Origin of the sequence: Bradyrhizobium daqingense (genome assembly GCF_021044685.1) — a bacterium.
Lineage (GTDB): Bacteria > Pseudomonadota > Alphaproteobacteria > Rhizobiales > Xanthobacteraceae > Bradyrhizobium > Bradyrhizobium daqingense.
The window spans coordinates 2,721,785-2,744,056 of sequence record NZ_CP088014.1; the positions used below are offsets into that span (position 1 = coordinate 2,721,785).

General features: G+C 65.1%; 18 protein-coding genes. 11 read left to right on the forward strand and 7 right to left on the reverse strand.

The window, feature by feature from the left end:
- The first annotated feature begins 125 nt into the window (after nucleotides 1-125).
- The 8 genes from LPJ38_RS13025 to LPJ38_RS13060 all read left to right on the forward strand — a co-directional run bounded on the left by LPJ38_RS13025 (nucleotide 126) and on the right by LPJ38_RS13060 (nucleotide 8,402).
- Nucleotides 126-1,160, forward strand: coding sequence for a putative FMN-dependent luciferase-like monooxygenase (locus LPJ38_RS13025; RefSeq protein WP_145641562.1), 1,035 nt, complete (start codon nucleotides 126-128; stop codon nucleotides 1,158-1,160).
- Between the two features lie 95 nt (nucleotides 1,161-1,255).
- Nucleotides 1,256-1,873 (forward strand): CMD domain protein, encoded by a 618-nt coding sequence (locus LPJ38_RS13030; protein WP_145641560.1) that lies wholly within the window; start codon nucleotides 1,256-1,258, stop codon nucleotides 1,871-1,873.
- Complete coding sequence (locus LPJ38_RS13035) at nucleotides 1,870-2,448, forward strand: alkylhydroperoxidase domain protein (protein ID WP_145641558.1); 579 nt, start codon at nucleotides 1,870-1,872, stop codon at nucleotides 2,446-2,448. The genes LPJ38_RS13030 and LPJ38_RS13035 overlap by 4 nt, the downstream gene beginning before the upstream one ends.
- Before the next feature lie 59 nt (nucleotides 2,449-2,507).
- Nucleotides 2,508-3,665: an ABC transporter substrate-binding protein gene (locus LPJ38_RS13040; protein WP_145641556.1), complete on the forward strand. Its 1,158-nt coding sequence runs from the start codon at nucleotides 2,508-2,510 to the stop codon at nucleotides 3,663-3,665.
- A 54-nt stretch (nucleotides 3,666-3,719) separates the two neighbouring features.
- A complete protein-coding gene (locus tag LPJ38_RS13045) occupies nucleotides 3,720-5,543 on the forward strand; it encodes an ABC transporter permease (RefSeq protein ID WP_145641554.1) in 1,824 nt (607 codons plus the stop codon).
- On the forward strand, nucleotides 5,543-6,385 hold the full coding sequence (locus LPJ38_RS13050) for an ABC transporter ATP-binding protein (RefSeq protein WP_167520744.1): 843 nt from the start codon (nucleotides 5,543-5,545) through the stop codon (nucleotides 6,383-6,385). Before LPJ38_RS13045 ends, LPJ38_RS13050 begins: the two co-directional genes overlap by 1 nt.
- Nucleotides 6,382-7,122, forward strand: a complete 741-nt coding sequence (locus tag LPJ38_RS13055) for an ABC transporter ATP-binding protein (protein WP_145641550.1) — start codon at nucleotides 6,382-6,384, stop codon at nucleotides 7,120-7,122. The genes LPJ38_RS13050 and LPJ38_RS13055 overlap by 4 nt, the downstream gene beginning before the upstream one ends.
- Before the next feature lie 221 nt (nucleotides 7,123-7,343).
- Nucleotides 7,344-8,402, forward strand: a complete 1,059-nt coding sequence (locus LPJ38_RS13060; protein WP_231088630.1) for a HoxN/HupN/NixA family nickel/cobalt transporter — start codon at nucleotides 7,344-7,346, stop codon at nucleotides 8,400-8,402.
- A gap of 20 nt (nucleotides 8,403-8,422) precedes the next feature.
- On the opposite strand, the gene LPJ38_RS13065 is transcribed toward LPJ38_RS13060, so the two are convergent.
- Nucleotides 8,423-9,937 carry a helicase HerA domain-containing protein gene (locus tag LPJ38_RS13065; RefSeq protein ID WP_145641549.1) on the reverse strand — a complete coding sequence of 505 codons (1,515 nt, stop codon included), beginning with the start codon at nucleotides 9,935-9,937 and terminating at the stop codon, nucleotides 8,423-8,425.
- 104 nt (nucleotides 9,938-10,041) lie between these two features.
- The gene (locus LPJ38_RS13070; protein ID WP_145641547.1) at nucleotides 10,042-10,860 is read right to left on the reverse strand and encodes a YkgJ family cysteine cluster protein; all 819 of its coding nucleotides are present in this window, start codon (nucleotides 10,858-10,860) and stop codon (nucleotides 10,042-10,044) included.
- A 465-nt stretch (nucleotides 10,861-11,325) separates the two neighbouring features.
- Between LPJ38_RS13070 and LPJ38_RS13075 the strand changes: the two genes are divergently transcribed.
- Nucleotides 11,326-11,910, forward strand: a complete 585-nt coding sequence (locus tag LPJ38_RS13075; RefSeq protein WP_145641545.1) for a LysE family translocator — start codon at nucleotides 11,326-11,328, stop codon at nucleotides 11,908-11,910.
- A gap of 25 nt (nucleotides 11,911-11,935) precedes the next feature.
- Here LPJ38_RS13075 and LPJ38_RS13080 read toward each other — a convergent pair whose 3' ends face one another.
- Nucleotides 11,936-13,000 (reverse strand): ketopantoate reductase family protein, encoded by a 1,065-nt coding sequence (locus LPJ38_RS13080; protein ID WP_145641543.1) that lies wholly within the window; start codon nucleotides 12,998-13,000, stop codon nucleotides 11,936-11,938.
- 853 nt (nucleotides 13,001-13,853) lie between these two features.
- Here LPJ38_RS13080 and LPJ38_RS13085 point away from each other — a divergent pair.
- On the forward strand, nucleotides 13,854-14,933 hold the full coding sequence (locus LPJ38_RS13085) for an alpha/beta hydrolase family protein (RefSeq protein WP_145641541.1): 1,080 nt from the start codon (nucleotides 13,854-13,856) through the stop codon (nucleotides 14,931-14,933).
- 78 nt (nucleotides 14,934-15,011) lie between these two features.
- On the opposite strand, the gene LPJ38_RS13090 is transcribed toward LPJ38_RS13085, so the two are convergent.
- The gene (locus LPJ38_RS13090) at nucleotides 15,012-15,491 is read right to left on the reverse strand and encodes a MarR family winged helix-turn-helix transcriptional regulator (RefSeq protein WP_008560426.1); all 480 of its coding nucleotides are present in this window, start codon (nucleotides 15,489-15,491) and stop codon (nucleotides 15,012-15,014) included.
- Between the two features lie 535 nt (nucleotides 15,492-16,026).
- Between LPJ38_RS13090 and LPJ38_RS13095 the strand changes: the two genes are divergently transcribed.
- Nucleotides 16,027-17,598: a porin gene (locus LPJ38_RS13095; protein WP_231088631.1), complete on the forward strand. Its 1,572-nt coding sequence runs from the start codon at nucleotides 16,027-16,029 to the stop codon at nucleotides 17,596-17,598.
- Nucleotides 17,599-18,658: 1,060 nt separating this feature from the next.
- On the opposite strand, the gene LPJ38_RS13100 is transcribed toward LPJ38_RS13095, so the two are convergent.
- The 3 genes from LPJ38_RS13100 to flgF form a co-directional block, all read right to left on the reverse strand.
- Nucleotides 18,659-19,294: a MarR family winged helix-turn-helix transcriptional regulator gene (locus LPJ38_RS13100; protein ID WP_145636139.1), complete on the reverse strand. Its 636-nt coding sequence runs from the start codon at nucleotides 19,292-19,294 to the stop codon at nucleotides 18,659-18,661.
- 885 nt (nucleotides 19,295-20,179) lie between these two features.
- Entirely contained in the window at nucleotides 20,180-21,505 is a 1,326-nt protein-coding gene (gene fliI, locus LPJ38_RS13105) for a flagellar protein export ATPase FliI (RefSeq protein WP_145636020.1), read from the reverse strand.
- A gap of 36 nt (nucleotides 21,506-21,541) precedes the next feature.
- Nucleotides 21,542-22,270 (reverse strand): flagellar basal-body rod protein FlgF, encoded by a 729-nt coding sequence (flgF, locus tag LPJ38_RS13110; protein WP_145636006.1) that lies wholly within the window; start codon nucleotides 22,268-22,270, stop codon nucleotides 21,542-21,544.
- Between the last annotated feature and the right edge of the window lie 2 nt (nucleotides 22,271-22,272).

Consider the following 22,272-nt stretch of genomic DNA (forward strand, 5'->3'; position numbering starts at 1 on the left):
AGTCCGGCTTCAGTGCAGGGACGATCCCGGCGGCAGCCTTGCGTATTAGCCTTGCGCAATGCCCGCTTGTCTGGACCTGCGGCAACCGACATCATCGGGGCCCTTCCTCGGCCGACAGGGGTCGTATGAAACGCTTTGCAAACCTGAAACGACTGGGCTTCTTCACGCGCCTGCTGGACGAGGCTTCGCCGGCCGAGCGCTACCGGTTCGCCGCCGAGCAGATCGTGCGCGCGGAGAAGGCCGGGCTCGATTCCGCCTGGATCGCGCAGCATCATTTCCACGAGCGCGAAGGTGGCCTGCCGTCGCCCTTCGCCTTCCTCGGTTACGTCGCCGCGCAGACCTCGCGCATCCGCCTCGGCACCGGCATCGTCACGCTGCCGCTGGAAAATGCGGTGCGGGTGGCGGAGGACGCCGCGGTGCTCGACCTGCTCTGCAACGGCCGCTTCGAGCTCGGCGTCGGCACCGGCGGCAACCCGTCGGCCTTCGCCGCCTTCGGCCTCGACAGCGCCCAGCGCAACGAGATCTTTGCCCGCAACCTGGAAGTGGTCCGTGCCGCGCTGGTCGGCAAGGCTCTCGACGGTGGCGACACGCTCTATCCGCAACGGCCGGAATTGGACAGGCGCATCTGGCAGGCGACATTCTCCGTCGCCGGTGGTGCTCGCGCCGGCAAGGCGGGCGATGGCCTGTTGTTGTCGCGCACGCAGCCGCGGAGCAAGGATGCGCCGCGCGCGACACTCGCCGAGATCCAGAACCCGATCATCGACGCCTATCTCGCGGCGCTTCCTGTGGGATGCGAGCCCCGCATCATGGCTTCGCGCAGCGTTTTCGTCGCCGACGACCATGCCGAAGCGATGCGGCTCGCGGACATCGGGTTGCGGCGTGCGCTGCCGCAGTTCATGAAGGGCGGCCATCTCCCTCCGGGCGACACGCTGGAGGAGATGATCACGGCATTCGATACCCATGTCGGCGCGGCGGACGCGGTCATCGCCTCGCTCCGCGCCGACGCTACGCTCGAGCGGGTGACCGATCTGGTGTTCCAGGCACATTCGGTCGACGCGCCGCACCCCTATATTTTGCGTTCGATCGAGCTGGTCGCCGACAAGGTCGCGCCGGCGCTGGGATGGACCCGGACCGCACCTGGCGTGGCGTTGGCGGGCTAAAGCATGATCCGGAAAAGTGCGCAGCGGTTTTCCGAAAAGATCATGCGCAAACAAATAGCCGCAATGAACGGGATCGCGTTGCACGAGGCTGAAGGATGAGCACCAGGGATATCATCGACACGCTCGCCGGGATCGAGCCGGGATCGGCTCCTGATGCCATCCGCGCCCGCCGCCTTCAGGCGCGCGAGAACGCGCAGAAGAGCTATCTCGCTTTGTTCGAGCCGGTCGATGCGAACGAATTCGCGCTTGCAGAGCGCTTCGCGATCGCGACCTTCGTGACCGGACTGCATGGCGAGTCGCCCGTCGCGTCCTTCTATCGGGAGAAGCTTGCCGCGACTACGGATGGCGCGGCGCTCGTCGAGGCGATCCAGGTCGAGATTCAGCGCGGTCGGACCTCCGGCCCCTACGGCGCCTTTCCGGCCGGCCCGTTGTCGATCGAGAACAAGGCCGGTTTGATCTATCGCGTCAGCGCGGAGCGCAAGCCCGAGCTCGGCGCCCGGCTCGTTGCGGCGTTCGAGCATGCGCATCTCCTGGTGTTTCGTCCGCGCGATGCCGCTTCCGCAGACATGAAGGCGCTGCTGGCCGCCGGCTGGTCGACCACCGGGATCGTCACCTTGTCCCAGCTGATTGCGTTTCTGTCGTTCCAGTTGCGCGTCGTCAGCGGCTTGCGCACGCTCGCCGCAGCGAACGCACAAAAAGAGGCTGCAAGATGAGCGCTCCCGTCAATCCGCCCGTCGCTTTCACCCAGGACGAACTCGGCTGGGTGTCGTGGATCGATCCGTTGCCCGAGGCCGAGCTGACCGAACGGCATTTCGCCGGCTTCGTCGATCGGGCCCGCGCCAAGTCGGAGTATTTCCGCCTGCTGGTGCGTGACCCCGAGGTCCTGGAAGCCCGTACCAAGACCGACAAGGACATCTTCTACAACGTCGCCGACGGCCTGCCGCGCGCGGAGCGTGAGCTCGCGGCGGCGGCGACCTCGCGCTACAATGGCTGCATCTATTGCGCCTCGGTGCATGCGCGCTTTGCCAGCACCTATTCCAAGCGCCGCGACGACGTGCAGCGGCTGCTCGATGAAGGCGTCGGTGCCGATCTCGGCGAGCGCTGGAGTGCAATCGTCAAGGCCTCGGTGGCGTTGGCTGCAACGCCGATCGCGTTTGGCCCTGACAATGTCGAGGAGCTGCGCCAGGCCGGGCTCGACGACGCCGAGATCGTCGACGTCATCAACGGTGCTTCATTCTTCAACTGGGCGAACCGGCTGATGCTGTCGCTCGGCGAGCCTTCGAAATGAGCAATCCGATCGGCACAAGAATTGCTGATCTTATCAACACTGAGTGGATGGAGCGGGAAATGAGCAACATCGATCGTCGGTCCCTGGTCAAAGGCTCCCTCGCCACGATGATGGCGGGCGCGGCTTTCTCGCGCGCCGCCTTCGCGCAATCCTCCGAGCCGATCCTGCTCGGCGTCAGCGGACCCCTGACCGGACCGAATGCGCAATATGGCACGCAATGGAAGCAGGGCTTTGATCTCGCACTCGACGAGATCCAGGCTGCCGGCGGCATCAACGGCCGCAAGCTCGCCTACCAGTTCGAGGACAGCCAGAGCGACCCGCGCCAGTCGGTGGCGATCGCGCAGAAATTCGTGTCCGATCCCCGCATCGTCATGGAGCTCGGCGATTTCTCCAGCCCCGCCTCGATGGCAGCCTCGCCGATCTATCAGCGCGGCGGCCTCGTGCAGTTCGGCTTCACCAATTCGCACCCTGATTTCACCAAGGGCGGCGACTTCATGTGGAGCACGTCGGTGAGCCAGGCCGACGAGCAGCCGCTGCTGGCGTCCTATGCCGTGAAGCGGCTCGGCCTGAAGAAGCTCGCGGTGCTGCATCTCAACACCGATTGGGGCCGCACCAGCCGCGACTATTTCGTCAAGGCGGCCAAGGAATATGGCGCCGAGATCGCGGTGACCGAGGGCTATATCGCGGAGGAGCGCGACTTCCGCTCCACGCTGGTGCGTGTACGCGATGCCAATCCCGACGGTCTGATCCTGATCTCCTATTATTCCGACGGCGCGCTGATCGCGCGTCAGGCGCGCCAGGTCGGCCTGAAGCAGACCATGTGCGCCGCAAGCTCAGTCTATTCGCCAAAATTCCTGGAGCTCGGCGGAGAGGCGGTCGAGAACGTGCATCTCGGCACGCGCTATTTCCCGGAAGACCCGCGGCCCGAGGTGAAGAAGTTCATTGCCGGCTTCAAGGCGAAGTATGGCGGGCAGGAGCCCGACGCCTTCAACGCCTATTCCTACGACGCGATGAACATGGCGGCTGCCGTGCTGAAGATCGGCGGCACCGACCGCCGCGCCATCCGCGACGCCTTCGCCAAGGTGAAGGACGTTTCCAGCGTCATCTTCGGCCAGGCGACGTTCGACGTCGAGAGCCGTCGCGTCAAGGGCGCCATGAATGCCGAGCTCGTCGTGCGCAAGGGCCAGTTCGCACTCTGGGACGGCAAGCCGACCTGATGTGATGGCCGAAGCGATCGCTCCAGCCGGTTTCTCGTTGATTAGGAATTCTGCGTGTCCTCCTGGCTCGACTACACCATCAACGGGCTGATCGTCGGCAATGTCTACGCGCTCGTTGCGGTCGGGCTCGCGCTGATCTTCGGCGTCAGCCGGCTGATCAACTTCGCGCAAGGCTCGATCTACCTCGTCGGCGCCTATATCGGCTGGGTCGCGGTGGTGCAGCTGCACACGCCGCTGCCGCTCACCATCATCGTGGTCGCCGTGGCCGCCGCCGTGGTCGGCCTAATCATCGAGCGCTTTGGCCTGCGGCCGCTGCAGAACTCCGTGCGCATCGCGCCGTTGCTCGCGACCATCGGCATCAGCTTCGTGCTCGACCAGCTGGTGATGCTGACCTTCTCGCCCAATCCGCGCGCGCTGCCGAGCCAGTTGCCCGATATCCGCTTCCAGGTCGGTGGCGGGACGATCGGACCACTCGACCTGCTCATCGCCGGCGTCGGCCTCACCAGCGCGCTGCTGCTGTTCGTGTTCCTGCGCTACACCAAGCTCGGCTGGGCCGTGCGTGCCACCGCGCAGGATCGTGACGCCGCCATGCAGATGGGCGTCGACGTCAATCGCGTCAATCAAGCCGTGTTCGGCATTGCGGCGGCGCTCGGCGGCGTCTCCGGCCTGCTGGTCGGCATGTACTATAACCAGATCGACACCGCGATGAGCCTTCAGGCGACGCTCAAGGGCGTCGTCGCGGAAGTCGTCGGCGGCGCGGGCAACGTGCCGGGCGCGGTCATCGGCAGTCTGCTGCTGGGATTGGTCGAGAGCTACGGCGTGGCCATGCTCGGCACCAGCTATCGCAATCTGTTCGCGTTCCTGCTGCTCGTCGTGGTGCTCGTGCTGCGGCCGAACGGCCTGTTCGTCAGCGCGCGGCAGGCGCCGCCCGAGCCGCTCACCGGCACGTTCATCGCGCCGAGCCGCCCGGTGCACATTCCGCGCTGGGCGCTATTGGTCGCGGTTGCCGGCTTCGCGATCCTGCCGCTGTTCCCGGTGTCCTTCTACGTGCTCCAGACCCTGATCAACGCCTGGCTGCTCGGCATGCTTGCGCTGAGTCTGACTTTGGTGGCGGGCACGATGGGGCAGGTGTCACTCGGCCATGCCGCATTGCTCGCGATCGGCGCCTACACCTCCGCGTTGCTGTCGCTGACATTGGCCGTTCCCGTGGGGCTCGCGGTCATCGGCGGCGGCCTGATGAGTGCCGCGCTCGGCACGCTCCTGATCTCGCCGTCGTTCCGCCTGCGCGGGCATTACGTCTCGATCGCAACGCTCGCCATCGGCGAGATCGTGGCGCTGGTGATCCTGAACTGGGAAAGCGTGACGCGCGGGCCGATCGGCATCTCCGGCATCCCGCCGCTGTCGCTGTTCGGCTACGATCTGATCGGCCCGACGTCGATCTACTGGTTCAGCCTCGCGGTGATGGTCGTGCTCGCGCTGCTCCAGGGGCGCCTGCTGACCTCGCATCTCGGCCGCAGCTTTCGCGCCATCCGCGACGACGACATCGCCGCGCGCGCCTATGGCCTCGGCCTCAACCGCTATAAATCGCTCGCCTTCATCTTCGGCGGGTTCGCCGCCGGAATCAGCGGCGGCATCGCCGCGCATCTTTATTCCTACATCAACCACGAGACCTTCAATACGCAGCAATCCATCCTGGCGCTGACGGTCGTGATCCTCGGCGGCCTCGGCAACGTCGTCGGCGCGATCCTCGGATCGGTCGCGCTGGTCGGCCTGCCCGAAGTCTTTCGGATCGCGGCGGAGTACCGCATCCTGATCTACGGCATCGTGCTGCTGCTGCTGGTGCGGTTCAGGCCGCAGGGCCTGCTGGGGACGGTCTGATGGCGGAGCGGCCCAACTCCATGCTGTCCCTGCGCGGGCTGACCCGCCGCTTCGGCGGTCTCACCGCGGTCGACGCCATCGATCTCGACCTCGCCAAAGGTGAGCTCGTCAGCATCATCGGTCCAAACGGCGCGGGCAAGACCACGCTGTTCAATCTCGTGACCGGCCTCGACCGGCCCGACGCCGGTACTGTGAGCTTCGAAGGCCAGGACGTGACGGGTCTATCGCCGGAACGGATTGCGACCGAAGGCATCGCGCGCACCTTCCAGCTCGGCCGCGTCTTCGGCAATCTCAGCGTCATGGACAACGTCCTGATCGGCGCGCATACGCGGCTGCGTGCCGTGAAGCCGGCCGTGCCCGTGATCGGCCCGCTGCTGGAGCTCGGATTGGCGTTGCTGCGTCCTGCCAGCGTCAAGGCGGAGGAGGAGCGGCTGCGCGAAGAGATGAAGGCCATTCTCGCTCGCTTCGGCGAGCGGCTGCTGTCGCGGATTGACCAGCCCGCCTACAGCCTGTCCTACGCCAACCGCCGCCGCGTCGAGATCGCGCGTGCGCTCGCGCTGAAGCCGCGCCTCTTGCTGCTCGACGAGCCGACCGCCGGCATGAACCCGACCGAGACCGCGGAGATGCAGGCGCTGGTCGCCGAATTGAAGGCGGAAGGGCTGACCATCCTCCTGATCGAGCACAAGCTGGAAATGGTGATGCGCCTGTCCGACCGCGTCATCGTCATGGACGAGGGCAAGAAGATCGCGGAAGGGCCGGGCGAACAGGTGCGGAGCGATCCCAAGGTGATCGAGGCCTATCTCGGTCATGGCCTCGCGACGAAGCAGGAGAGCGCGGCATGACCAACGCTTCCGCCGAACCGCTGCTGGCGCTGTCGAACGTCAATACCTTCTACGGCCAGGCCCAGGTGCATTTCGACCTCTCGATATCGGTCGCGCGCGGCCATATCGTCTGTCTGCTCGGCGGCAATGCCAGCGGCAAGTCGACGACGATGAAGATCATTCTGGGTCTGGTAAAGCCGCGCTCCGGCGACGTGACGTTCGATGGTGCTTCGTTGCTGGGCCTCTCCACGCCGCAGATCGTCCGCCGCGGCATCGCCTCGGTGCCGGAGGCGCGACGGCTGTTCGCGGACATGAGCGTCCGCGAGAACATCCTGATGGGCGCCTTCGTGCGCAACGACCGCGAGGCGGTGGCGCAGGATCTCGACAGGATGCTCACGCTGTTCCCAAAGCTCGGCCAGCGCCTGTCGCAGCGCGCCGGCTCGCTCTCCGGCGGCGAGCAGCAGATGGTGGCGATGGCGCGCGCGCTGATGAGCCGGCCGCGCATGATCGTGATGGACGAGCCGACCATGGGCCTGTCGCCGCTTTATGTCGATCGCGTGCTGGAGCTGATCCGCACCATCAACCAGGAGGGCGTCTCGGTGTTCATGGTCGAGCAGAACGCCAGCCTCGCGCTGGAGATCGCGCATGAAGCCTATGTGCTTCAGACCGGCAAGATCGTGCTGTCAGGCCCGGCGCGGACACTGAAGGACGATCCCCGCATCCGCGACGCCTATCTCGGCGGTTCCGAGGCGGCGTAGTCCTAAATGCCCCCACAACGTCATGACCGGGCTTGACCCGGCCATCCACGGCTTGCCCTGCGGCACGAAGAACGTGGATGCCCGGGACAAGCCCGGGCATGACGACCTCCCGCAAACTCGCATAGGCGTTCGGCAGGCCAAAGTCGGCACTGGTCAGTATGACCATCCTGTGAAAATATCATACCGGTGGCGACGGGGCGTGCAGCGGACGGAATGATATCGTGACGAGATGGTCTTTGCGGGCGGTCGAGCCCGGCGTGGTGTTGCTGTTCGGCGGGCTCGTCGCCGCCAATGTCGCCGCATGGGCCTGGGCCTTCACGGCGTTCGGCGACCGTCCCACGGTGATGGCGACCGCGCTGCTGGCCTGGGTGTTCGGCCTCCGGCATGCCGTCGATGCCGATCACATCGCCGCCATCGACAATGTCGTGCGCAAGCTGATGCAGGCGGGCGGCGCGCCGCGCAGCGTCGGGCTCTATTTCGCGCTCGGCCATTCCACCGTCGTCGTGGTCGCGACCATGCTGCTGGCGCTCGGCGTCGTCAGCCTCGGCGGCGACAGCCTGCTCGAGCAGATTGGCGGCCTGATCGGCACCTCGGTCTCGGCGCTGTTCCTGCTGCTGATCGCGGCCATCAATCTCGCCATCTTCGCCGGCCTGTGGCGGACGTTCCGCATGGCGCGCGAGCAGGGCATTCACGACGCCGCCGGCCTCGATGCGCTGCTCGCCAAGCGCGGGTTCCTGGCGCGGCTGCTCGGCCCGATGTTCCGCCTGGTGACGAAGCCCTGGCACATGTATCCGCTCGGCTTCCTGTTCGGGCTCGGCTTCGACACCGCGACCGAGATCGGCCTGCTCAGCATCTCCGCCGGCGAAGCCGCGCGCGGCGCTTCGCTTGTCGACGTGTTGGTTTTTCCGGCGCTATTCGCAGCCGGTATGGCGCTGGTCGATACCGCCGATTCCGCGCTGATGGTCAGCGCCTATCGCTGGGCCTTCGTCGATCCCCTGCGCAAGCTCTGGTACAATCTCACGATCACGGGCGCCTCCGTCGCGGTGGCGCTGTTCATCGGCGGCGTCGAGGCGCTCGGCCTGATCGCGGAACGCCTCGGCTTGTCCGGCGGCTTCTGGGCGGTGGTGGAAGGGCTCAACGAATCGCTGGCGAATGTCGGCTTCGTCGTGGTCGCGCTGTTTGCGGTGGCCTGGCTCGTCTCGGTCCTGCTCTATCGCCGCATGTTTGCGGATGGGGCGCGCCGTGCGCCAGATGCAGCCCGCGGCTTCGAGGCGGCCTGAGACGATTCTAAATCGGCGGATCAGAGCGCCGCCGCGCTCCGCGCGGGCTCCGCCGGCACATCGTCGCCATTGGGATCGCCCGGCGCCGTCGCCCAGGCCAGCTCCACCAGCGTCACGATCCGGCGGCCGCCGCCGTCGACCTGGACGACGATCAGGCCCTGCTCCTCCATATAGCCGAGCAGCCGCTGCGCGCGGCGCAGCGAATGCGAGCCGTAGGCGCGGGCGATCGCGGCGTCGCCGGGGCAAGGCCAGCCTTCCCTGGCCGCGCGCGCGAGCATCATGAACACGCCCTGCATGTCGTCGGGCAGGATCGAGGCGCGCAGCGAGACGTCCTGCCAGGCGTCGTCCTCGGCGAGATCCGTGCCGAGCCCGGCCCGCGCATGCGTCAGCATGCGGCGGAATTCGTTGAGATCGGGCACCGCCGCGCCAAGCCCCTCGATGCGGCAGCGAACCACGAACTCCTGATAGAGCACGCCGATGGCGCGGAAGCCGGCGTCGGGCTCGGCCAGCACGGCGCGCAGCGTGCGATCGACGCGCTCGCGCCGCTGCGCGAGCTCCTCGGCGCTGACCGGCGCCTCCACGATTTCGGGCTGGATCTCCGGGATCGCGGCGGCCTTCGCCGCCCGGAGCTGCTCGAGCAGATCCGGCGCGGGCCGCCGCTGCGGCCGGCTGGCATCGGGCGGCGGCGCCGCCAGGATCACGGCGCGGACATCTTCCAGCGTCGCTTCCGGCAGCGGCATCAGCCGCGGCGTCGAATTGCGCGGGCTCGTATCGGTCGGGCCGATGTTCAAACGCAGCGGACGGCGCGACAGCGCAGGCCCCAGCGCCATGAACTGTCCGCGCTCGAGATCGCGAAACGCTTCGGCCTGCCGCCGCTCCATGCCCAGCAGGTCGGCGGCGCGCGCCATGTCGATGTCGAGGAAGGTCCGGCCCATCAGGAAGTTGGAGGCTTCCGCCGCGACGTTCTTGGCGAGTTTTGCCAGGCGCTGCGTCGCGATGATGCCGGCGAGGCCGCGCTTGCGGCCGCGGCACATCAGATTGGTCATCGCGCCGAGCGACAGTTTGCGCGCTTCGTCCGAGACTTCGCCCGCCACCGCCGGCGCGAACAGCTGCGCCTCGTCGACGACCACGAGCATCGGGTACCAATGGTCGCGGTCGACATCGAACATGCCGCCGAGGAATGCGGCCGCACGGCGCATCTGGTTCTCGGCGTCGAGGCCTTCGAGATTGAGCACGGTGGAGACGCGATGCAGCCGCGCGCGCTCGCCGGCGACCTGAAGGCCGCGTTCGGTGTGATCCTCGGCCTCGATCACGAGATGGCCGAAGCGCTCCGCCAGCGTGACGAAATCGCCTTCGGGATCGATGATGGCCTGCTGCACCCAGGGCGCGCTCTGTTCCAGCAGCCGCCGCAACAGATGCGACTTGCCGGAGCCCGAATTGCCCTGCACCAGGAGACGGGTCGCCAGCAGTTCCTCGAGGTCCATGGCCGCCGCGGCGCCCGCCGTGGTCTGCCCCATCTCGATCGCAACCGTCATGTCCCGACTCAAGTCCCCGTCATTCGCGGACAGCGGCTTATCAACCCGGCCGGCGCGCGTCGAGCGCCAGGGCGCGAATCAGGCTGCGTTGCCCACGGCAGAGTTCAGGCGTGATGCGACAACCGTAGAAGTGCGGGCCGATACGGCGCGTGCGGATCGTCGTCTTCGTTCTCGGGGATGGCGCAGGAGCCGAATTCCTGCCTGATGCGTTCGATCTCGGCAATGCGCTCGTGCAACCGCTGCAGATGCTCCGGCGACGTCGCCCGCCAGAACCGGAATGTATCGCTAGTGAGCGGCAGGAACGCAGTTCCGAACAGCGTCGGCTCCGGAACGACGGTGCGTCCGAGCAGCAGGAACCGGTCCGCGCCGGCGACGACCAGGGTCGCATAGCCGCGGTTGCCGATCCGCCGGATGCCGTTCAGCGACCATTCGACGAGCTTGCTGAAATAGGGCTCCTCGCGCCAGCGATCGGGGCATTCGTCGTCGACGGTGACGTTCACGGCGTCCTGGCTGAAATGCACCACGAGGCCCGCTTGCGCGGGAAACCAGGACTCGTCGAGATGGCCCTGCAACCAGGCACAGACGAACGAGCGGCACATCTGCGGGCGGCGATCGTAGATGGTGCAGCCCGTACCGGTCTGCCAATGCTTGCAGAGCTGGTTCACCGGCTTGTCGACGGCGGCCACCTCCAGAATATCGCAGCAGGCGTTGCATGAGCCGCACTGCCGAGCGGGCCGCACCGCCTTCGGCAGGCCGGTCGCGCGAAAGCCCTGGCCGTTGCGGACCAGCAGCTTCTGCTTCTCCAGCAGATTCAACGCACGTTCGATCTTGAGACGGGACAGTCCGGTGGCGTCGATCACGCCCTTCAACGTCGTCGCGCCCGCCTCCACGGCGCGGACGACGGTCAGCATCGCCTGATCCATTGTTGTTGTTCTTCTCGGTTTCAGCCGTGCATTGCGATTCCAGCCGGAAAAACAGACCGGCAAACAGGTCATAGACACCTGACTTGAAAAGATATGTTGCTCATTTCTCTTGCAGCTGGGCAAGAAGCCGAGCCCGTGCTGCGCGCATGCAACGTTTGCGCGAACAGAGGGCGTACACGTCGAGGGCGCCGATTTCGTGTGGAAGCGGTTTGCTTTGCTCGCCGGATGCCGGGATGTGACGTGCGCCCTGCGATCGTCTCACGCAGTCGTGATATCGGCCGGCCACGCATGAGCACGAAGGCGATCCGTCGCGCGACCAGGGGCGATGATGGTCGTTGGGTTTGCGCCACACCGCGAACAGCGCCGCGCCTGGAAGCAAGCGACGGTGCAGATGAGGGATCCCCATTCGCGGCGGAGAATGATTCAGATCAAGGTCCGTGAGCCCGCAACCTGTTAGCTGGGCCGATGAGTTTTCTGACCTTCTTCACCGCGACCTGCTTCCTGCTGGCATTGCCGGGGCCGACCAACACCTTGCTCGCGACATCGGGGGCGGGGGGCGGCATCGCGCGCTCGCTGCATCTGCTCGCGGCCGAGCTCGCCGGCTATCTGCTGACGATCACGCTGCTGCGGCTCGCGCTCGGTCCGATCGTCAGCGACATCCCGCTCGCGGCCATGGTGCTTCGCGTGGCGGTGACGGTCTACATCCTGTGCCTGGCCGTCATGCTCTGGCGGTTCCGGTCGCGTGAACTGCGGGGTAGCGCACCGGTGACCTTCAATCACGTGCTGCTCACCACGCTCTTGAACCCCAAGGCGCTGGTGTTCGCCTTCCTGCTCCTGCCGCTCCAGGCGGGGCCGTTCGAGCTGGTGCCCCGGCTTGCCGTGATCGCGCTCTTGATCGTCACGGCGGGCATTGCGTGGGTGACGTTTGGCGCAACGCTCGGCCGCGGCGCCCGCCGCCTCGGACATCCCGACCTCATCACGCGCACCGGCGCAGTCACGCTGGTCGCGGTGACCGGCCTGATCTGGGTTCAATCGTTCCTGGGCGCGTGAGACCGGCGTCCGCCGGAACAGCGCGCTACTGCGCGCCGGATCCGCCCTGCACGATCTTCTCGTTCAGCTTCAGATCCACGGTCTCGACCGTGCGGTCGATCTCGGGGTTGGGCGCGCCGAGCTGATGCGAGATCAGCTTCACCAGGAGATCGACGCGCTCGATGAAGGGTGCGCCGCTCGCGACCGCGCGCGCGGCAGATGACGGCTTGAGCAGGCTTTCCGCGGCCTTGGCATATTTTGCGAACGGCACCTGGTCCTGCGGATCGGCTCCGAGCTTGCGGGCGATCGCGTCGACATGGTCGTAGATCGTCTGCGAGCGCTCGAGATCGCCATGCACGGCGTCGCGAATCGATTGCGGCTCGTTGGGCGTGATGCAGCGGTAGTTGCCGGTCAGCAGCATCGACCATTTCGCCAACGGCACGAACAGCGAATCGAACACTTTCAGCTTCACCGGCACGTCGAGGCCGTCGAGCGTCACCGCGTCGATGTCGGCCTCCAATTCGCGCAGCACCTTGTTGTGCTTCTCGTCGGCGAACACCGACGCCTTGAAGTTGGTGGGCAGGCCGACATGAAGCACGTTCGCGGCTTCTTCCGGAGGACGGAACGCCTGCGGGTCGGGCGAGCAGAGCGTCACCAGACCCGGCTCGAACCGCTCCCACACCTGCGCATTGGTGTAGGCCTCCTCGAGATCCATGTCCGCGAGCGCCGGAATCCGCTTCAGATAGGGCAGCGGCGGCATGTTCATGATCGACAGGCACGGCAGCTTCGCCGCGGCGATCTTGACCATGAGAACGCGCACCGTGTGGTTGGTGTACTGCGGCTCCTGCATCGCAAGGCCGACCAGATCGTAGCGGGAGAGGTCGACATCGGCCGGCGTCACCGCATCGAGCTTGCCGGGCAGATTGCGCGAGAAGATTGCCCGGTGCACCGCCTCGTCGCGCAGTTTGATGCGCACCTCGGTACCGTCGCGGTTGATCAGCGCGGCCGTCTTGGCGCGGCAGACCAGGGTCACGTTATGACCCGCCATCAGCAGCTTCGTGCCCAGCAGTGAGCCGTAAGAAGCCCCGAGAATCAATATGTTGCGCGCCATGCTCCGTCCCCTTGAGAATGTGTGTGATTTTTGAGCCCCGGCCGTCATCCGCGGGCGAGTTGCCAGCATGTAAAGCGAAGTCCGCGGGGATGGCAACTGGGATAATGCATACAAGGCCGCACCGGAGTCTGGGTCGTCCGGATGGAGGGGTGCGCAATTCGACGACCATTCCGTCCGCTGGCGCGAACGCCGGCCTGCCTCGCGCGATCTGGCCACGGACGCTCGTTTGTCGCGCGACGGGTCAAGGCGCTCGCGGCTTCGACGCATGCCGCCCGGTCCGCTTGCTCAATCCCGCAGGCGTCACCGAATTGACTTCACCGAATCCGATCTCTCGGATGTCCCGTCCGTTCGGGCGCTCTGTGAAGTGCGATCATACGTCGTCGCACGTCGCGTGCAGAAGATCAGCAAGTTGGCCGGCTCGCTGTCATCGTCCTGTCATGTCGCCGGTTGGCTTCGATGAAGCGGCAAACCGCCGCATCGCTCACCATATCGTGGTTTCACAATGACGGCACAGACAGGCATGTCTGTTCTATCGGCGGTTAAGTTGTCTTCATCGCCGATCGCAACGAGAAACGACGAGGCCCGCATCGCAAGTGTGCGCGGCGAATGACTTGTGCAACAGCGATGGAGCTGGGACGTGACGATTGAGTTGAGCCGGCCTCGACTTGGTGCCCAAGTTGGCTCGTTTGGGATGCCGGCCGTCTCGCGCAGTGCCCCCGCCGCGCGACGCCTAGATGAAACGGTGCGCCTGCGATGGCATCGAGCAGTTGCGCAGGGCGCTGTGCAGAACGCGAAATTCGCCGGTCTGGACACAAGTCCGGGCAATTGTTGACGGCGTCGCTCGGGGGCTGAGATGGAAGGGGATCATTGGCCTTGCGGCGCATGCGACGGTGCCGGGCAAAATCTGGCCCGCTTGCGGGATCGCGCGTCACAATTTTTCGAAAGCCTGTCCGTCGCCGAGCTCGTGCGTGAGACGCACCGGCGTCTGTGGATTTCGGACTGGCTGAGACTCGCAGACGACTACCGCACATTGGCCGAGAGCGCGCGCGACGTTGGGTCCGCCGAGATTGCGCGGGAAGCGTGGCTCTGCTCGTTGACGGCCCTCGAAGTCGTCAGGACTCTGTCCTGTCCGGGGGATGTCGAAAGTGCCGATCTCGCAGACGAGGTCGGTATCGGCCTGAGAGGCTTCGAGGCCGAGGCTGGTCTGGCGATTGAGCGCGTCAAGATCGATTTCTTCGATCAAGGGGTGCTGGCCGGCTTCTTCCTGCCGGCGCTCCGTCGCGGACCTACCGCGCCGGCGGTGATCTGCGTCAGCGACGGGGACATCACCCTGGGCTCGATGATGAGCAGGCTGTTGCCGGCCTCGCTCTGCGGGAGCATGTCGCTGCTGCTCGTCAATGCCGGCAATTCGACTGTTCATCGCTCCTTCAAGCCGGAGCACAGGCTTCAGTGCTGGTTGGACTATCTGGAAGCTCGCCCCGATGTCGATTCGCAGCGGATCGCGATCTATGGTGAAGGGGCGGGCGCCTCCCACGCGTCGCGTCTCGCCCTCTCGGATCGCAGGATCGCGGCGGCGGTGTGCGACGGCGGTGTCTCGACGCCGGTCATGCGGAGAGCGCTGCGGCGGATGACCAGTTTCGGACCGGCCGTCCCTGACGGAGCCTCGGCGGGTTCGTTGCTGCCATCGCGCCGGCTTCCGTGCCCGCTGCTCATGGTCGTCGGGACTCGCTCCATGATCTGGGAGCAGGATGCTCTCGACCTGCAAGCCGGCTATCGGGAGAGTGGAGCGGATTGCTCGGTCGTCGTGCCCAACAACGTGCCGCACCCGCTCGGCGAGGTCGAGAATTTCATCGCCGTCGACAACTTCGTGCTCGATTGGCTCGACAGCAAGCTCGGGACTGCCCGTCAGCATGAACCCGTGACATACCTGTAGCGCGGTCAGGCCATGGCGGTGCGCGCTTTGGCCTCGTCGTGAAGAGCTGGAGTGGATGTCGCGAGCCATGAAGGCCGATCACGAGGCGTCGATAGCCAGCAATCGTGCCGCCAGCCGGGCGTTCCTGGCAATGGTTGCGAGCGCGGCATTCAGTTCACTCAAGGTCTTCTCGTCGAGCTCGTTGAACATGGTCGAGTTCAAGGCGAGCTTTCTCTTGGACAGTTTCTCGATTTCCGCCGTCGCCTTCGCGGTCAGCGACATCAGAATGAAGCGGGCATCGTCCGTTGCCGGCTGCCGCGATAGAAAGCCGCCCTTTTCCAGGATCTTGGTCTGGTTGGTCACGAAGGCCGGGTGGACCCGCAACTTGTTCGCGATCTCGATGCCGGCAACGCCTCGCCCTTCGTCCAGCTCGGTGATCGCCATCAAGATCAGCCATTGCGGCTGGGTAATGCCCAACAGTCCGGCCCAGCTGGTGTGAATGTCGTCCAGCTGCGCGTGGATTTCGACGATGTTCCAGATGAATTCCCTGATCGTTTTGTCGAGCTTCTTCTCGATCATGCCGCGTTGCCCCCCGTAATGACGTTGATCCTTCTTTTTCTTGTTCTTGGATCAATGTTCTATCGGGATATCGCGGGGACGTCTCCTATGTCGCGCTCCGACAAGGGCCAAAGGCGCGACATTGTTGAAATGGTCCGACGATTTGATGCTTGCAGAAATCAATTAATTCAATTACGTCTCCGTACACTCATTCCTTGCTGCTCTTGACCCCGTCGATGGACAGCGATGTGAGACCTCCAAGAAAGCCCTCGGGATGCCCCCTGAGGGCTTTTTACTTTTTATTCAACGTGTTAGGTGGAATTCCCGCTGCTCTGTTGCTCGCGAGCAACATCTGTCGCCGAACTTTCAGTTCACCAAATCAATAAATTGAGGCGGTTGTTTTTATAAACTATACGTGAAGCACGACGGAGGGGGGGCACCTCGCTGTCGTTTCAGACCGGACCTTCAGTGCGGATCTGAATTGAACGGAAATATGAGGGTGAAGCGGTGTCCTCCGAGGAGCCGAGCCCCCTGAATCGACCTGGAGGTTTACCTAATGAAGTTAACGAAGACGCTTTTGCTCGGCTCGGCTGCCGGCCTGATGGCCGCCTCCGGGGCGTTCGCTGCCGATCTCCCCGTGAAGGCCAAGGCGGTCGAATACGTGAAGATCTGCTCGCTGTACGGAGCCGGCTTCTATTACATCCCGGGCACCGACACCTGCATCAAGCTGGGTGGTTATCTGCGCGCTGAAGTCGCGTTCAACACCAACAGCAACTACGGCATCTCGAACGGCTCTCCGGCCGGTGCGCACAACCGCCTGAGCAACTACTACAACATGCGCGCTCGTCAGGATCTCAACATCGACACGCGCACCGCGACCGAATACGGCGTCGTCCGTACCTTCTTCGACGGCGTGTTCACCTGGACCACCGGCGGCTATCAGGGCTCCGGCTCTGCGACGGGTGGCACGGTCTATACCGGCAACCTCGGCCTCAACACCTCCGGCGCGACGCCGGCGCTCGTCGGTTCGTCGGTCAACGGCACCGACGGCAACACCTCGGCCGGTTCGCTCGGCGTGTACTACGCGTTCATCCAGTTCGCCGGCTTCACCATGGGTAAGGCCGTGTCGCAGTTCGACGCGCCCTGGACCAACTATCCCGGCAACAACATCGACAGCCTCGTCGGCGGCTCCGGCACGGTCACTGGTGTCAACCAGTTCACCTACACCGCTGACTTCGGTCAGGGCATCACGGCGTCGTTCTCGGCGGAAGACGCGACGGCCTACTATCAGGCCGGCAACGTCAACCTGACCGGCGCGACCGCAGGCGGCATGATCGGTGGTACGTATGGCACCAACGCCATCGGCGGTTCGCGCTCGCCGAACCTCGTCGGTATGGTCCGTGTCGACCAGGCCTGGGGTATGTTCCAGGCGTCGGTCGCTGCGCATGACAACCACGTCGCTTACTACGGCGCGACCGAGCCGACTGGCCACCCCGACGACAAGTGGGGCTGGGCGGTTCAGCTCGCTCTGTCGATCAAGAACATCCCGACCGGTGCGGGTGACGTGATCAACATTTCGGGCGTCTACACCGACGGTGCGACCCGCTACAACTTCCAGAACCTGGCGGGCAGCTCCTACTCGATGTTCGGCAACTCGGGCGTTGCCTACCAGAGCGTCGGCTTCGCCTATGCTCCGGACACCGTGTTCATCACGGGCAGCCAGCAGGAGACGGTCAAGACCTGGGGCTTCCGCGGTGCTTACACCCACAACTGGGATCCCTACTGGAACACCGCGCTGTACGGTGCCTACGCTCAGGCGCAGTACGGCTCGCTCGCCAAGACCGCTCTTTGCGGCGCTGGCGGTGCAGGCGGCGTGTTCGGCGGTCTCGCCGGTGTCACGAGTTGTAACCCTGACTTCGCCATCGGCCAGGTCGGCCTCATCACCCGCTGGACCCCGGTCAAGAACCTGACGTTCTCGGGCGACCTGAACTGGACCCGCCTCGACCAGAAGTACTCTGGAACCGTCGGTTACGCCGGTGCCGGTACGACGGCCAAGCCGGCCGCCCTGTACCAGCTGAAGGACCAGGACAGCATCACCCTGCTGCTCCGCGCCCAGCGCAACTGGTAATATCTTCGCAACGGCTGAATGAGCACCCGGCGGGAAACCGCCGGGTGTTTTTTTGTGCAGCGATCCGTGGGCTACCGCATTCGCATGTGTCGCCCTCTGTCAACCCAGATTCGGAAAAATATTCCACTTTACCGAAATTCGGAATTGGCGTATGTGTCGCCCATCCCGGCTCACCCTTGAGGGGCGGTCATGTTGTCGTGTGGTCGCAGAGCCGGGCTTGCGGTGGACGCAGCAGCGTCGTGCGCGAAAGCCAAGGGCAGGGCGGATTGCTCTCCGTGAGCCCTGAGGCATCGCGCGGACGAGCGGCGCTGTCAGGTTCGTCGCGTCATATTCCGGTGGCAACGTGCACAACGCCGCCGAACCCTGTGGCGCCAACGAACCGTGCGTACGGCAAAACCGTGTGGTCCTGGCCGTCGTTGCTACGGTCAAGCCCTTGCGGAGGCGGCGTCTGCGCCAACCGGCGCAGGGCCGGTGAATTCCGTGAGGGTGAGGGAGGCCAGAAGGAACTCGGCTCCCGGGAGAGCACGGCATAAGCCGTCCGACCATCGCGCAGGGAAGGCCGTGTGTTGGGCTTCACCTGTATGCTGCTGTGCGGTTCTTCCTGCGTGTGCTTTTGCGCAGCGGACCGCGGGTGCCGCCGGCACCCGGCCTTCCCTGCACCCTCTTGGCTATGAGGGTGGAGCGATCAAGCAAAGCTCGGGCGAAATGCGCCGCGAGGCTGCGAAGCCGTGTCCGCGCGTCATATATTTTTTGTTGGAGATGGGATGCTGCTCCAAATTCCGTCATTGCGAGGAGCGAAGCGACGAAGCAATCCAGAATCCCTCCACGAAAGGACTCTGGATTGCATCGTCGCAGGGGCTCCTCGCAATGACGTGGAGAGAGTGTGCGCCGCATTCCGCTCTCGTGCCCCGGACGCAGCGCAGCGTCCCTTCGACGATGCGCTGCAGAGCCGGGGCCCATCTCTCCGCATGGACCGTGCCGCCCCTGGCTCACCTTGCTCCGTCATTTTGAAGCGGTCGCGCGAAGGTCGCACGACCGCGGGAACGACTGCGCACGCACCTCATCCCTGGCTCGCCACGCGCGCGCGACCGAGATGTTCCTCGATCTTCGGACGGTCCCGGGTGCGCTCGAAGCTCGTGCACAACAGCTCCGTCTCCTCGAGCGATATCGGAGCGCGATACAACCGGCACATGAACTCGGCCGTTGCGCGTCCCTTGCCGCTGCCGGGGCCGCGTTCGGCGAGAAACATGCAATCCCGGCAGATGCTCGCATCCAGTCGCTGATGGGCCGCGTCGAGATGATTGAGAACCTCCCGCAGCGAGTCGCGAAGCCTGATGCATTCCTCGGTTCCGAGCGCGGTGACCGCGTTCATCACGTGATTGATCGGGTCGTGCTGACTCAGGCATTTCTCGCCCTGGGCGGTGACGTGGAGCACGACGGAACGTTTGTCTTCGTGCGACGGCTTTCGCACCAAATAGGACTTGCTCTCGAGCGTCTTCACGATTTGCGATGCCGTCGCTCTGGTGGCGCCGATGAAGCCGGCGAGCGCGGAGGGCGTGCGTGAAAATCGGTTGGCACGGCCGAGAAAGCGCAGCGCCATCCATTCGCGATCGCGCAGTCCATGCTGATGGCCCTCGAAATACCAGGCCCTCGCCGCCTGAATCAGCAGCTCGACGGCCTCTCGTGCCAATGGCATGAATCTACCTCGTCCCCGGAACTTCGTCTGCGGCGTCCCGAAGCCGCTTTGCGTCCTGGCGCGCGACTCCATCGCGAAGCGTCAGAGCGCTGGAGGTGCGCGATGAGAAAACCGCAGCGCGCTCTCGTTCGAAGGCGCGATTCACGACGCACCCGACCTGGACCGACGGGACCCGCATGGTCCGGAGCGAAAGGTCGGGTCGCTTGTGGCACACCAATGGCGTCGCCGTCGCACGGGGGCCCGAGTTGCCGTCGCCAGCAGACGATGGATCGGAGTAGCTCAACCGAAGCCCCTAAAGTTCAAGTCACGAGCAGACGTTTCTTGTATTCAACCGAAACGATGAATGAGCTTCTCAACAAAATCAAGTCAAGACACTCGCGGAGATTGGATGTCGAAGCAGGCGAATGTAACGTTCAAGACAATCTCGCGCGTCCGAACACATGAAGGTGAACGCAATACGCTGAGACGCGCAGCATGCACGCAATTCTGCGACGGTTTGATTGCACGGCACGTCATTGTCTGCCGTTGATGCAAGTTGATCGAAGGTTGTGCATGAAGACGATGCGCATCGCCATGTCATCCACAACTTGTACGATCCGTCGGGAGATTTGAGGGAATTCGCAGGGATTGCACGCGCCGGTTGTCGTTGCCTCGGGCTTGGAATGGCCCGTCGATCGCGGCCGCTCGCTGCTCTTGCCTGAACGGTGGACACGCAAAAAGCCGTGAAAGCCAGTGACGGTCATGTCTGTGCATGCGCTGGAAGCGTGGCGGCATGCGCAAACACCTGTCGAAAACGTCGAGCGGCGTGCGCACGCATCGCGCGCCGGCCCAGGAGTGGGAAAACTATGCAGCAACCTGAAGCGCGATGATGATTCTCGACGCGCTCTAGTCGCCTTTGAGCATGTCGCGGAGCTCGCGGAACGGATCGGCGCTCGGCGGCGCCGAAGCGTCCTGCCGCATGGCGTTATAGATTCTCGGAACCATGTCGACCGCTTGATCGAGGCCCGAATCGCGTCCCGACTGATAGCCGCCCATCAGGCGAAGGTCGCGCGTGTCCTCGTATTTCGCGATCATGGCGCGCAGCTTGCTGACCAATTCGCGCTCCTCGGGATCCCAGACGCTATGTGCGAGGCGGGAGACCGAGGCCAGAACGTCGACGGCTGGATAGCGCGCCTGGTCGGCGATGTGCCTGGACAGCACGATGTGACCGTCGAGCGTGCTGCGGATGGTGTCGGCGATCGGCTCGTTGTGATCGTCGCCGTCGACCAGCACGGAGAAGATTCCGGTGATCGTGCCGGATCCCTCCTCGCCGGGGCCGGCGCGCTCCAGAAGCCGCGGCAGATCGGTGAAGACCGTCGGCGCGTAACCGCGCGCAACGGCAGGCTCGCCGGCGGCCAGTGCGACCTCGCGGGCGGCGTGAGCGAAGCGGGTGATCGAATCGACCATCAGCAGCACCGATTCGCCGCGGTCGCGGAAATATTCGGCCACCGCCATCGCCGTCTTTGGCGCCAGCCGCCGCATCATCGGGCTTTCGTCGCCCGTCGATACGATTGTGACGGCGCGATGACGGTCAGCCCCCAGCACGTCCTCGATGAACTCGCGCACCTCGCGGCCGCGCTCGCCGACCAGCGCCAGCACGACCGTGTCAAAACCCTGGCTGCGGGCGAGCATCGCAAGCAGTGTCGATTTGCCGACGCCGGAGCCGGCGAAGATGCCGACGCGCTGGCCGGCGCAGATCGGCGCGAACAGGTCGATGACGCGCACGCCGGTGCGCAGCGGCTTGTGTACCCGCGAGCGTTTCATGGCCGAAGGCGCCTCGGCTTCCGCCGAGACCGCGCGCGATCCCGGGGTGAGCGGACCCTGGCCGTCAAGCGGCGCGCCGAGCGCATTGATGACGCGGCCCTTCCAACTCGGATCGGGCGCAAAGGACAGCGGCGGCATGCGGTAGGCGACGGAGCCGAGGCCCCCGGCGAACTGGCGGTCGAATGGCTTGGCGATGATGCCCTCGCTGTCGATCCGCATCACCTCGCCGATCTGGGGCGTGCCGGCCGAATTGACGCCGATCAGTTCGCCGAGCCTGACGAAGCGCGACAGGCCGGAGACGCGGAAATGCGTCGGTGCGATCTCGGAGATCGCGCCGCTGACGCTTGCCAGGGGGGTGCTCTGCTGAAGCTCCAGCAGCGCCCATTCGAGTTGCCGAAGAGCGTTCAAGGAAACCGTCCAACCTCATTGCGCGCGGGGCGCAGTCTATTTGCCGGGTTCGCCCAGCGTGCGGATTGCGTTCTGGAGCGAGCTCTCGGTGCCCTCGATCATCGAATTGGTGCCGTCGAAGGCGCGCGAGGCCGCGATCAGCTTGGTCAACTCCATCATCGGGTTGGCACCGGATCCCTCGACATAACCCTGCTTGAAGCCGTCGCGGGAGAAATCGGCGATGGCGGTCGCGGGACGGTCGGGCGTGACGCCGGAATTGCCGTAGCGCTCGAGATTGGCGTCGGCGGGAATGTTGAACAGGCCGATGGTGCCGATCTCGTTGTTGTCCTGGGTGATGGCGCCGCTGCGCGCGATCGACACCGGTCCGCCGTTCGGGTCGAGCGTGATCTGCGCGCCGCCGGAATCGACCACGGGAAAGCCCGATACGGTCTGAAGGTCGCCGTTGGGGGCGATCTGGAGGCGGCCGTCACGCGTATAGACCGTGCCGTTCGGACCGGCGAAGGCGATCCAGCCCTGCCCGACCACGGCGACGTCGAGCGGGTTGCCGCTCTCGGTGATGTTGCCCATCTCGCGGGAGATGATGTTGTCGCCCGGCGAGGAGAAGGCGACCGGACTTGCGCCCGCCTTGGACAGCACGGTCTCGAACTTCACCACGTCGGTGCGAAACGCCGCGGTGTTGACGTTGGCGACGTTGTTGGCGATCGTCTGGAGGCGCTTTTCGAGGGCGACCTGCGCCGACAATCCCACATAGAGAGCGGATTGCATGA